Annotated in this window: 10 protein-coding genes; all 10 read right to left on the reverse strand. The window is 32.5% G+C overall.

Annotation, left to right across the window (positions count from 1 at the left end):
* Nucleotides 1-226: 226 nt before the first annotated feature.
* The 10 genes from OIU83_RS19770 to OIU83_RS19815 all read right to left on the reverse strand — a co-directional run bounded on the left by OIU83_RS19770 (nt 227) and on the right by OIU83_RS19815 (nt 12,436).
* Nucleotides 227-784 carry a DUF4956 domain-containing protein gene (locus OIU83_RS19770; protein WP_264207991.1) on the reverse strand — a complete coding sequence of 186 codons (558 nt, stop codon included), beginning with the start codon at nt 782-784 and terminating at the stop codon, nt 227-229.
* Nucleotides 785-831: 47 nt separating this feature from the next.
* Nucleotides 832-1,557 carry a toxin-antitoxin system YwqK family antitoxin gene (locus tag OIU83_RS19775; RefSeq protein ID WP_264207992.1) on the reverse strand — a complete coding sequence of 242 codons (726 nt, stop codon included), beginning with the start codon at nt 1,555-1,557 and terminating at the stop codon, nt 832-834.
* A gap of 100 nt (nt 1,558-1,657) precedes the next feature.
* A complete protein-coding gene (yidC, locus tag OIU83_RS19780) occupies nt 1,658-3,574 on the reverse strand; it encodes a membrane protein insertase YidC (RefSeq protein WP_264207993.1) in 1,917 nt (638 codons plus the stop codon).
* A 67-nt stretch (nt 3,575-3,641) separates the two neighbouring features.
* Complete coding sequence (locus tag OIU83_RS19785; protein ID WP_264207994.1) at nt 3,642-5,255, reverse strand: CTP synthase; 1,614 nt, start codon at nt 5,253-5,255, stop codon at nt 3,642-3,644.
* 1,027 nt (nt 5,256-6,282) lie between these two features.
* Nucleotides 6,283-6,483, reverse strand: coding sequence for a hypothetical protein (locus OIU83_RS19790; protein WP_264207995.1), 201 nt, complete (start codon nt 6,481-6,483; stop codon nt 6,283-6,285).
* A gap of 19 nt (nt 6,484-6,502) precedes the next feature.
* The gene (locus OIU83_RS19795) at nt 6,503-6,739 is read right to left on the reverse strand and encodes a DUF3820 family protein (RefSeq protein WP_039112721.1); all 237 of its coding nucleotides are present in this window, start codon (nt 6,737-6,739) and stop codon (nt 6,503-6,505) included.
* A gap of 184 nt (nt 6,740-6,923) precedes the next feature.
* Nucleotides 6,924-8,852 carry a glucosamine-6-phosphate deaminase gene (gene nagB / locus OIU83_RS19800; RefSeq protein WP_264207996.1) on the reverse strand — a complete coding sequence of 643 codons (1,929 nt, stop codon included), beginning with the start codon at nt 8,850-8,852 and terminating at the stop codon, nt 6,924-6,926.
* A 43-nt stretch (nt 8,853-8,895) separates the two neighbouring features.
* A complete protein-coding gene (gene gluP, locus OIU83_RS19805) occupies nt 8,896-10,278 on the reverse strand; it encodes a glucose/galactose MFS transporter (protein ID WP_264207997.1) in 1,383 nt (460 codons plus the stop codon).
* Nucleotides 10,279-10,456: 178 nt separating this feature from the next.
* Nucleotides 10,457-11,332 carry a sugar phosphate nucleotidyltransferase gene (locus OIU83_RS19810; RefSeq protein ID WP_264207998.1) on the reverse strand — a complete coding sequence of 292 codons (876 nt, stop codon included), beginning with the start codon at nt 11,330-11,332 and terminating at the stop codon, nt 10,457-10,459.
* 24 nt (nt 11,333-11,356) lie between these two features.
* On the reverse strand, nt 11,357-12,436 hold the full coding sequence (locus OIU83_RS19815) for a mevalonate kinase family protein (RefSeq protein ID WP_264207999.1): 1,080 nt from the start codon (nt 12,434-12,436) through the stop codon (nt 11,357-11,359).
* Between the last annotated feature and the right edge of the window lie 138 nt (nt 12,437-12,574).

Consider the following 12,574-nt stretch of genomic DNA (forward strand, 5'->3'; position numbering starts at 1 on the left):
GCGCCAAGTCGCAAAGTTTACTTTTCATTTCACCATGTAAGTAATATAAGTTCATTTAAGTTGGACTAAAAAAATCCCGCTTTTAAATTTTAAAAACTAACATTTATTTTTTCTTTGCGACTTGCGTCTTTGCGAGAAAAACATCTATAATGGGTTTGTAAAACTTAATTTTTCTTGATCTCTTAATGGTAAAACACTTTTTTAAAAACCTTTTAAAAAATAAAAATCAATACAAAACAGTAACGTCGATTTCTCTTGTTACGGTATTTATGGTAATGATTTTGAAGTCGAAATTTTCGATATTAATTTGTTCTTGAATTAATTGTCGGATATTCTGATTATTCAAAGAAAAGTCATTTCCCAGGCTTACTTTTACATCAACCGTGTTAAGATATTTGGATGCTTTTTTGTTTACTAAAACAGAAGCTATGATGTAAAATCCAATGATTATGAACTGAAAGAAAAGCAAGACTTCTATTTTTTCAAATGGATACATAATATCCAAAATAGAAAGTGTAATTGTTGCAAACAGAAAGATTATAGCATTTACAGTAAAGGTTTGGGTTCTAAATCTTAGAATAGAAAAAATAGCAAATAAGCCAAAGCCAATCCCTACTCCTATTTCGATTCTTGTAAATAAATAACACAAAGAAAAAGTACATAACCCAACAATAACCATTAATGGATTAATTGTTTCATTATCTTTTCTGTTCGAAAAAAAGTATAAAACCAATATTGAGAAAAACAACAATACAAACCTTCCGAAAAGTTCTTGTAAATCCATATGAATCTATTAGTTAAGATTCAAATTTAACAAATTTATCTTTTGCTTTATTTTTTTTTCTTCTCGACTTTATCCGAAGTTTTGTTTGTATTTTTTGGATCGCTCATATTGATTTCTTTTACTAGTTTTCCTTTTTCGAAAAACTGCCAATTACCCGATTTTTTTCCATTTACAAACATCCCTTTTGAAGCTACAGTTCCGTCTGCGTTATTAAAAACAGCTTCTCCATTGTATTCATTATTTTTATAGTTTAGCAGTTCTAAGATTGTTCCGTTTTCGGCATATCTTTTATAAACTCCTTCTTTTATACCGTTTTTATAATTCATTTCCTCAGCAATTTTCCCATTTGGATAAAAAACCGAACGTAAACCATTTAACTTTCCTTTGCTGTAATTCTCGATTGTCATTACAACTGGAGAAGCTTGGTGATAGTATTTCCATTCGCCTTCAAAAAGCTTATTAACTACTTTTCCTTCGCTAACTTTATTTTTATTCTGATCATAAAAAATGGTATAAGCACTCCCGTCATTAGCACTAAAATCTCTCATAGCAATTACACTAGCTGCTTTGGTATCATCATAAAATTTAAAAACACCAGTTTCCTTACCATGACTAAAAGTTCCTTCGTAGCGGGTTCTTTTTGATTCTTCATAAATCCCTTTCCAAAGTCCGTCCTTTTTTCCATCTGCGTCCAACTTATTCTGGCTAGCTTGTGCATTTATAAAAAACGCATTCAACAAAACCAATCCGAGTAGTATTCTTTTACAAATCATTTTATATTCTATTTTAAACCTTAACGAAATAGGTATTAATAAATTATGCGGGTATAAAAAAATCCCGATAAATCGAGATTTTTTTATTTGTAATTTTATATTATTTCTTGCCTTTAGAAGCTTTAGCAGCTTCTTGTTGCTCCATAACTTCTTGTAAACGTCTTTGGAACTTACCTTGTTTTTTAGGCTCTTTTAATTTATTTTCTTGTATTTGAGCATGAATTTTATCACTATCTACAATGTAGTTTTTAATTACAAACATAATTCCGATTGTAATTAAGTTAGAGATAAAGTTATACAAACTCAAACCAGCTCCGTAAGAGTTGAAGAATATCAACATCATAAGTGGAGAAACATAAATCATGATTTTCATCATCTTAGCCATATCTGGCATACCTTCTTGTTGAGGAGCAGCCATTTGTTGATCTCCTGACGTCATTTTCATGTAAAAGAAAATTGCAATTGCTGCCAAGATTGGGAACAAACTAATATGATCTCCATACATTGGGATGTGGAATGGAAGTTTCACAACCGAGTCAAATGAAGATAAATCGTCTGCCCAAAGGAAGCTTTTTTGTCTTAGCTCAAAAGCTGATGGGAAGAACTGGAACGAAGCATACATAAACGGTAGTTGTATCAAGGCTGGAATACATCCCGCCATTGGGTTTACTCCTGCTTTATTATACAGCTTCATTGTTTCTTGCTGTTTCTTCATTGGGTCTTTCTTGAACTTTTCTCCCAACTCAGTAATTTCTGGTCGCAACACTTTCATTTTTGCCTGAGACAAGAATGATTTGTAAGTAATTGGCGACATTGCTATTTTTATTATAATTGTAAAAACAATAATAGCAATACCTAATGACAATCCAATTGTAGAACTCAAGAATCCGAATAACGGAATAAAAATAAATTTATTAATCCATCCGAAAATCCCCCAACCTAATGGAATAATTTTTTCGAAATTTTTATCGTAAGATTTTAATGTTTTATAATCGGCTGGTCCAAAATACCAACTCATTTTATAATCTACTTCTCCGTTAGAAAAAGCTAAAGGAACTGTTGCCTTAAATTGTTTTATATAATTGGTATCTATTTTTTCATCTTTTACTAAATCGTCAGATTGTAATCTTGATTTTTCGAATGGCTTATCTGTAGTTAAGATAGTGGTGAAAAAGTGTTGCTTGAAAGCTATATAACTTACTTTTTCAGGTGTTTCTTCTTTCCCTACGCCGTTAGGACTTACATAATTGTACTTTTTATCTCCATATTCATAAAAGATTTCAGCAAAACGTTTTTCTATAGAAACACTTTTTTCATTTCTATTCGTTTTCAAATCCCAAACTAAATCTAATGGTTTAGACGAATTTAAAACTTTGTTCAATCCTTGAGAACGAATATCAAAACCAACTAAATATTCGTTTGGTTTTAATACATATTTGTACTCTAAAAATTCATTTGCACCAGCTTTTAAACGCATAGATAATATTTGATCCTCTCCATTTTTTGTTAATGTAGGCTCAAAATATAAATCTTTAGAATTTAAAGTTCTATTATCTGTAGTTTGTAACTGAATGTTTAAATGAGCATTATTGTCTTTAATCAATTCTACTAATTGTCCTGAATTTTTCTCAAATCTTTTGAATCCTTTTAATGTAGCTTCTACTATATAACCACCTTTATTAGCGATTTTTAGTATAATCTTTTCATTTTCGATAGTTGTATAAGCATCTTTTGCAGAAGGAAGTGTAGCTGAATAAGCAAATCCACCTAATGTTTTTTGCAATTTTGCTAATTGCACGGTATCTCCAGGAGTTGCTGCTACTGGCAAAACTGCAGTTTTAGCTGTAGCTTGTTTTGATTGAGCCTCTTGTTCTTGTTTTGCAACTAATTCTTTCTTGGCCTTTTCTGCTGCAATTTTTGCTTCAGAAGGTTTGTTTTGATACATTATCCAAATCAAAATACCAAAAATCAATACAAAACCGATAATTGAATTGAGATCAAATTTTTTTTCTTCCATTATAATTTTTATTCAAAGTTTTATGTTTGCGTTTCTCCTGTTTTTTAGAAACTTATACAAATACGTATTATTTTTTATGAGCTGTTACCGCAGCAGCTATAAAATTCACAAAAATTGGATGCGGATTTGCTACCGTACTTTTGTATTCTGGATGGTATTGTACACCAATAAAAAATGGGTGATCTTTTAATTCTACAATTTCTACCAATCCTGTATCAGGGTTTACTCCTGATGCTATTAATCCTGCTTTTTGCAACTCATCTACATACTGGCTGTTGTACTCGTAACGGTGACGGTGACGCTCAGAAATAGTTGTTTTACCGTAAATTTTATATGCCAATGAATCTGGTGTAATATCACATTTCCATGCTCCAAGACGCATTGTACCACCTTTATCGGTTACAGTTTTTTGTTCTTCCATTAAATTCACAACCGGATGAGGAGTTTTCTCATTCATCTCTGTTGAGTTTGCATCTGCATAACCTAAAATATTACGAGAATATTCGATTATCGACATTTGCATTCCTAAACAAATTCCGAAAAATGGAACTTTATTTTCACGTGCATAACGCACTGCTTCGATTTTTCCTTCTATTCCTCTTTCTCCAAAACCTGGAGCAACAAGAATTCCGTCTAAACCTTTCAATTTGTCTTCTATATTATCAGCATCGATATACTCTGAATGTATAGAAACTACATTTACTTTAGTTTCATTTGAAGCTCCTGCATGTATAAATGCTTCTAAAATTGATTTGTAGCAATCTTGCATTTCTACATATTTACCAATCAAACCTATATTAATGGTATGCTTTGGATTTTTTAACCTCTTTAAGAAAGTATTCCAGTTTTTCAAATCCGGGGCTGCTTTCTTAGGTAAATCCAATTTCTTTAAAGCTACTACATCTAATCCTTCTTCTAGCATTAAATTAGGCACTTCGTATATTGTTGATGCATCGATAGACTGTATTACAGCTTCTCTCTTTACATTACAGAACAAAGCAAGTTTGTTACGTAATTCATCCGAAAGTTCGTGTTCTGTTCTACAAACCAAGATATCAGCTTTTATACCGCTTTCCATCAATGTTTTCACAGAGTGTTGTGTTGGTTTTGTTTTTAACTCTCCAGCAGCAGCCAAATAAGGCACTAATGTTAAGTGAATTACAATTCCGTTATTCTCACCCAATTCCCATACTAACTGACGAACTGACTCTATATAAGGTAATGACTCTATATCTCCTACTGTTCCTCCAATTTCGGTAATAACAATATCATAATCACCTGATTTACCTAGCAATTGCATTCTATCTTTAATTTCGTTAGTAATATGAGGTACTACTTGTACCGTTTTACCAAGAAATTCTCCTCTTCTCTCTTTTTCAATAACCGAAAGATATACTCTACCAGTAGTTACGTTATTTGCCTGTGATGTAGGAACGTTAAGAAAACGCTCATAATGTCCTAAATCCAAATCGGTTTCGGCACCATCATCTGTCACATAACATTCTCCGTGCTCGTACGGATTTAATGTACCCGGATCTACATTTATATACGGGTCAAATTTTTGAATTGTTGTGCGATAACCTCTTGCTTGTAACAATTTTGCTAAAGATGCTGCGATAATCCCTTTTCCTAATGAAGAAGTCACACCACCTGTAACAAAAATATATTTCGTTTGATTCATTCTGTTGTTGTTTGTATTGTAGTTGTGTAAAAAACGTGGCAAAAATAGTGAATAAAATTGGATTATTAGAATTTTATCCTAGACTTCTTAGATTTATAGACTTGCTTAGATATCTTAGATTTTCAGACTACTTAGACTGACTTAGATTATTAGATTACTTAGCGTTTTAGACTAACTTAGATTTTTAGACAACTTAGACTTTCTTAGACTGACTTATATATTTGGGCTTCTTGATTTTTGGACTCTTAGATTTTTAGACTAATAAATTATAATAATCCTAAAAAGTATTTCGACTTTCATAATTAAACTTTAAAGTGGAATGTAAAAGTTGAAGTTTATAGGATAAGTAAATAGTATAACATATACTCTATAATAGTATATAATCTAGATGATATAAAAAGTCTAAAATTCTAAGCCAGTCTAAGCCAGTCTAAGTTGTCTAATAATCTAAGAAGTCTAAATCATTACTAAATTATAGAATGAAAAAATGAAAAGTGCAACACTGAAGACTATATCAAAAGTCAAAACTAATTTAAAGTTTGAAAACTTAAGTATCTTATTAATGAGAAAACGAGCTATTAACTGAATAAGGGAAAAAGAGAAAATTTTCAAACTATAGGAATTATAAGCAATTGCTTCTTCGAAGTTTAAATTTAGTATTTGAGAAAATGCTCTTGTTAACCCTCGACTTTTGCAATAACTTAATGACATACCTTCACAAGAGGAACGTATTCCAAAATTTAAAAATGAGGATAAATAACAATAAAAAAAGACAAGCATAATTATTATAATAAAAATCATGTTGATCCTTTTGTATGAATCTATTTCGTAAAAAGGTTTTGTTTCTACAAAAAATTATTCTTTTGATTCTTCAACTTTAAGTGAGTCAGCTGTTATTTTAATGCTATTACCTAAAAAAAAATCTTGGATTTTAATCCCACATTACGAACAATGCGATAAGATAACCCCATAATTAATGAAAAAATAACTGCAAATATTAGTGCAACGATTCCTAAAATCAAACTTACTACTGCCAATACAGCTGGAGCATTTGCTCTTTTGCCTGAGACAAACCAATTGAGACAAAAACTATTGCTAGAATTCCTCCAATTATCCCCAATATACCGAAGCAAGGTATAAAAGCAACCATAATAGACAATATTCCTATTATTAAAGCTGCAACACTCATATTTTGACCTGTATTTGGCTGTTGAAAATTATTCTCCATGCATTTTTTTGCTAATTTATTATTTCAAAGGCTTGGGATATTGCTTTTTGATATTTCTAATCAACTCTTCTAAACCGTTAAGTTTTAACTCATAGACAAGTGCAAGTTGTTGCCCTAATTCACCATTAGGAAACCCTTTGTTATGATACCAAACAACATAATATTCAGGAAGTTCAATTAAGAATCGTCCTTCGTATTTCCCAAAAGGCATTTTGGTGTGAGCTAATTTTATGAGAAGTTTTTTGTCTGGTTCCATTTTTTTTTAATAAAAAAGAAGCAAGAAAAAAGAATATAGATTTATTCTCTCTTCTTGCTTCTATTGAATGCAAAGCTATTATTATTTTTCTTTTATTTTACCACAGATCTCAAAAATAGTTTACAATATCAGTTACAGTTTACAACTTAGAAACTGACTGCTTACTGAGACTAAAAACTGAAATCTAATAGTGCCATCTCACGAAAGCTTCCATAGCAGCGTAGCGTGATAAACCTAATTGGTTGTATAATTCTGCAGTTTCAGCATTTCTGTCTTCGGCTCTTTGCCAGAACTCACGTGCATCTGACCCTTGGAATACAACTCCATCTTTTTGAGATTGGTGTTTAAATATTCCGTGTCTTTTTGCTAATACTTGATCAGGACTCATTGGTACTGCCATTTCTACCTCGTCAATTCCCCATTCTTGCCAAGCTCCACGGTATAACCATAACCAGCAATCATCCATAAATGGTTTTGGCTTCAAGGCTTTCACAGCTTCAAAAATAGCATCCAGACAAACTTTGTGTGTTCCGTGTGGATCTGCTAAATCTCCTGCTGCATATATTTGATGTGGTTTGATTTTTTCGATTAAAGCCATGGTAAGTTGAATATCTTCTTCTCCAATTGGTTTTTTCTCGATTGTTCCTGTTTCATAAAATGGAAGCTCCATAAAATGAATTTGTTCGTCTGGCAAACCTACAAAATGACTTGTTGAGCGTGCTTCTCCTTTTCTGATTAATCCTTTTATATAACGAACTTCTGGAATATCAATTTCACTATTCTTTTTGTTTATCAAGAATGTTACTGCTTTTTGATAGATATTATCTGCTTCTGGGCTTTTTATTCCGAATTTCTCGTTGTAATCAATTACGAATCTTGCAAAACGCAACGCTTCATCATCTGCTACAGCAATATTACCCGAAGTTTGATATGCGACATGAACTTCATGTCCTTGTTGTTGCAATCTCATAAAAGTACCTCCCATGCTAATGATATCATCATCTGGATGTGGACTAAAAATCAATACACGTTTTCTTGCTGGCTCAGCTCTTTCTGGTCTGTTGGTGTCATCTGCATTTGGTTTACCTCCTGGCCATCCCGTAATTGTATTCTGTAATTTATTAAATATCTTAATATTGATATCGTATGCTGGTCCAGAATCTGCCAATAAGTCGCTCATTCCGTTTTCGATATAATCGGCATCGGTAAGCATTAAGATTGGTTTCTTTAAATCTAGTGCTAATCCTAAAACTGCTTTACGAGTTAATTTATCTGTCCAAACAATTTTCTCTACTAACCATGGTCTGTTGATTCTTGTTAGTTTTGATGAGGCTTCTTTGTCCAAAACAAAAACAACATTGCTATGTTCTTGCAAAAATGACGCAGGAATTCTATTGGTAACTTCTCCTTCTACAGATTTTCTTACTACGTCTGCTTTTCCTTCTCCCCAAGCCAATAAAATAACTTGTTTAGCTTCCATTATCTTTTTTACTCCAAGTGTAATAGCTGTTCTTGGTGTATTGTTTAATCCAAAAAAGTCTTTACTTGCAGCAACTCTGGTAATATGATCTAATGCTACTAATCTTGTTTTTGAGTTTTGTAATGAACCGGACTCATTGAATCCGATATGTCCGTTTGCTCCAATTCCAAGAACTTGTAGATCGATTCCGCCCAGAGCTTCTATTTTAGCTTCGTAATCTGCGCAATAATCTGCTATTTCTTCTTTTGTCAAAAGTCCGTCTGGAATATGATAATTTTCAGGTAAAATATCTACTTGATCCATTAACAATTCTTTCATGAATCTCACGTAACTATTTACAGAATCTGGTTCCATAGGATAGTATTCGTCAAGATTAAAAGTGATTACGTTTTTAAAACTCAATCCTTCTTCTTTGTGCAAACGTACTAGTTCGGCATATAAACCTTTTGGAGAAGATCCCGTTGCTAATCCTAAAACACATGATTCATTATTCTCCTGTTTTGACTTGATAAGTGCTGCAATTTGTTTTGCAACTGCCTTAGATGCTTCGGTTGAATTTTCAAAAACTACCGTGTCAATATTTTCGAATCTTTTTTCGAAACCTGTCGCCTTATCTATAGAACTTTTTAACATTATTCGCTTCTTTTTTTATTTACTTTATTTATTTATTTCGTCTTTATTTGCCAGACCAACTTCTGTATTTATGCCCTTTGAATGCAAAAAATATAATCATTAAGTAGCATGGTACTAATATTAAATAGGCTATCTGGTTTCCACTTTTGGCCGTTTGAGCAACTCCGTTTGCCAAATTAGCAACATTAATACTCTCTGCCCAAGCGCCATAAATTAAAGGGAAAATTGCTCCTCCTATAATACCCATGATTAAAATTGCGCTTCCTATTTTGGTATATCCTTTTAAATCTTGTAATGCCATTGGCCATATTGCAGGCCAGCAAAGTGCATTTGCAAGCCCCATTAACGCTACCAAAATAACAACTAATGGTATGGCTGGAATTCCCGAAAACTGAACCGTTATTGTTGGTGATATAACAACTATTAAAATTACTAAAATTAATCCTAAAATACCTGATGCTTTTAATGCAGTTACCTGAGAAAGATATTTAGGTATTAATGTAATTCCTAAAACATATCCTACGACCATCGCCGACATCGTAAATGAGGTTAATTTTAAATAAAAATTACCGTCTTTGCCATATACTCCTAAATGTTTTCCGAATCCTCCAATGGAATCTCCTGCCAAAACTTCGGCAGCCAGATATAACATTAAGGTTATAACTCCCAAAACTAATTGTGGGTGTTTAAAAGCATTTTTAATTTGTTTAAAAATACTTAAATGCAATACATCACCTTCTTCATCTAAGTCAATTTCTGGTAGTGGAGAAAATTTAACTAATAGTGCCAAAACCAAAATAACCAATCCCATATAAAGATAGGGCGTCTGCAATTGTAATGTGAGCAAATTTAGGGCTTCTGTTTTAGAAACCTCGTCTAAAAGTGCAATTTTATCTGCGGTGTATTCTTGCATATTCGATAACACCAAAGCTGTCAGGGCTAATGGCGCTATAAATCCTGCAAATTTATTTGCAATTCCTAAAACACTAATTCTTGCTGCAGCGCTTTCTCTCGGTCCAATAACTACGACATAAGGATTTGCAGCGGTTTGCAAAATTGCCAAACCTGTTCCCATGGTAAATAATGCCAATAAAAAGAATACAAAAGTTCTTGTTGCAGCTGCTGGATAAAACATAAAAGCTCCTACTGCAATTACAATTAAGCCAAGTGAAATTCCGTTTTTATATCCCACTTTCTCGATAACCCAAGAAGACGGAATTGCCATGACAAAATAAGCAATATAAAAAGCAAATGTTACAAAATAAGCTTGAGAAGCCGTTAACTCACAGGCTAATTCAAAAAATGGAATTAAAGGTCCATTGAGCCAGGTAACAAATCCCAGAATAAAAAATAATGCGGTTAAAATAATCATCGGAATAATTACACTCCTCTGCTCTACACGTATTGCACTTTCAATCTTTGACATAATTTTTTTTTGGTTGATGGTTAATAGATTAGTTATTTTTCAATCTAAAATAGCACCAACACTTTCATAATTTTTGCAAATTACCACGGTTTTAATGCGATTTTTTTGCAATACTACGACAAAAGTAGTTCAATAAGTTCTTCTTATTTCTAAATTAGATATGAAATTTTTGTTAATTTTATGCTTCCCAGTTCAATTGAGGATAGTATTTTTTTAGATATTCTTTTACTTCTGCAATGTCTTCTTTGGCAGTTAAATCTGGAACATGTTCCGAGAAAGGGATTCCTAAAGCTGTTTTTGGGTTGTCTTTTATTGCATTTAAAAGTACTGTTGGCAGTTCTTTCTCTTCTCTTTCGGGATTAACCGGACAGTTTTTTAAATAAGGATACAACATTGCTCCGTCGAATTTAAAAGCATTCATACTTACTCTTAACTTTCCTTCGGAATCTTTGTATTTTTCTAAATCTTCTGCCGTTGGTTTTTCGAGAATATCCAATAAATAATTATTTTCATCGAGTTTGGCAATTGCAAAACGCGAAATTCTTTCGGATGGAAAATCCAATGCATCACGATCGTAACCAATAAAAGCATTAGGACTATTTGTCTCTCTTAGCGCAAGCAAAGCAGCTGCAGAATATAAATTATCACTATTGCAAGCCGAATAACTTTGAGAATTCATCTCCGGAAATTGCTCTACTGCTTGAAATAATGCATCGGCTGTACCAAATGGTTTTACTCTGCCTTCTGGAATATATTGCACAGCAAATGATATATTTAATCCATGAAAATCATTGTTTTTATCTTGGCTTCCGTAGAATTCTTTAAATAATTCTCCTTGTTCTCCTATAATAATAATGATGTTTTTATATCCTGCTTTTTTTGCATTTAGCAAAAGATAATCCAGCAAAGGTCTTCCGTTAGGACCAACTCCTATTAAGCCTTTACTTCTTTCATTTGCCTGAGCGATTTCTTCTTCGGTTAAATTATTTAATACAACTTCTTTTTTCATTCGAGAAGATGCACCGCCTGCTAAAATAATTAAATTGTCATGCATGATTTGTTCTTTAAAATTTTAATACTATTCTATTATTCTTGCTCCGGGATCAACCGTTACGGCATAAGCCTCTTTTGCACCAGCGGCTAATATTGCTGTTACAACCGCTGCTTCATTATTTGGATCGGCGATTACAACAATACTTCCCCCTCCTCCCGAACCAACAATCTTAGCACCATAAGCTCCTGCACGCAATGCCGCATTAATCATATCTTCTATTCTAGGTACTGATATTTTTAATAAATCTCTTAGAGCTGCATGGTGCATATTCATTAACTCGCCTATTCTTACTAAGTCAAGTGCTGGTTTATCAAATTCTTTTAAAGCTTCTTTTGTATAATGGTAGTTTTTAATTGCCGCTTCAAAAAATGGGATCAATCTGTCTGGCAAATAATTACGGTATTTATCTATATCTTCAATTTCTGTTTTATGCAAATCAAAATCTTTAAAATTCTGTTTTATAATATCAATAGCCAATAATGCATTGCCTTTTGCTTCACCCAATACCCCTATTGTCTCTTTTGGAACACCCGAAACACCAGTAATTAATCCTTTTAATTCTGTACCAATTATTTTGTATGAAAACGGAACGCTTGTATTAATGTACACGATATTCCCTACCCCTATACTAAAATGATCCATCATTCCACCAGGTTCGCCATGTTCCAAAACTTCCGAAGCATATCCCATTTGCGCTATAAACTCTGGCGTTACTTCACAATCAACACCGTAAGCAGTTATCAGGAAATTAATCCATGCCATTAATAATGCCGATGAACTTGATGTTCCAGAATTAATAGGAATATCTCCTTTTACCGTAATATCATACCCAACTGTAGGAATACAACCGTGTCGTCTTAAAACCCTTAACGAAGAAGCAAAGTAATCCCGTGGCTCTAATTCGGCAAAAGTTGCATTGATATCGATGACTCTAACTTCATTGATATCTTCCATGTTTAATTTAAAAACCAAAGTCTCATTTTGTACTGCCGTTAATTGTATATTTTTATTTATTGCACAAGCTATAACAGGTAATCCTAAATAATCTTGATGATCTCCAAAAAGGCACGTACGCCCTGGTGCTAACGATATAATTTTTTTCACTTTTAAAATATATTAAAATACTGCAACACTGATGATTACACTATAATTAGTTCGTAAAATTTATTCTTATTTTAGTTTTAACTTTACGAAACTAGATATTAAATTCTAATTAACCTAAGAAAAAATAAAAAAATGTGC

The sequence above is a fragment of the Flavobacterium shii genome (genome assembly GCF_025847235.1).
Classification (GTDB): domain Bacteria; phylum Bacteroidota; class Bacteroidia; order Flavobacteriales; family Flavobacteriaceae; genus Flavobacterium; species Flavobacterium shii.

Coding starts and splice junctions, on each gene's coding strand:
- OIU83_RS19770 (WP_264207991.1), bottom strand. CDS start 784: ATGGATTTACAAGAACTTTTCGGAAGGTTTGTATTGTTGTTTTTCTCA.
- OIU83_RS19775 (WP_264207992.1), bottom strand. CDS start 1,557: ATGATTTGTAAAAGAATACTACTCGGATTGGTTTTGTTGAATGCGTTT.
- yidC (WP_264207993.1), bottom strand. CDS start 3,574: ATGGAAGAAAAAAAATTTGATCTCAATTCAATTATCGGTTTTGTATTG.
- OIU83_RS19785 (WP_264207994.1), bottom strand. CDS start 5,255: ATGAATCAAACGAAATATATTTTTGTTACAGGTGGTGTGACTTCTTCA.
- OIU83_RS19790 (WP_264207995.1), bottom strand. CDS start 6,483: ATGGAGAATAATTTTCAACAGCCAAATACAGGTCAAAATATGAGTGTT.
- OIU83_RS19795 (WP_039112721.1), bottom strand. CDS start 6,739: ATGGAACCAGACAAAAAACTTCTCATAAAATTAGCTCACACCAAAATG.
- nagB (WP_264207996.1), bottom strand. CDS start 8,852: ATGTTAAAAAGTTCTATAGATAAGGCGACAGGTTTCGAAAAAAGATTC.
- gluP (WP_264207997.1), bottom strand. CDS start 10,278: ATGTCAAAGATTGAAAGTGCAATACGTGTAGAGCAGAGGAGTGTAATT.
- OIU83_RS19810 (WP_264207998.1), bottom strand. CDS start 11,332: ATGCATGACAATTTAATTATTTTAGCAGGCGGTGCATCTTCTCGAATG.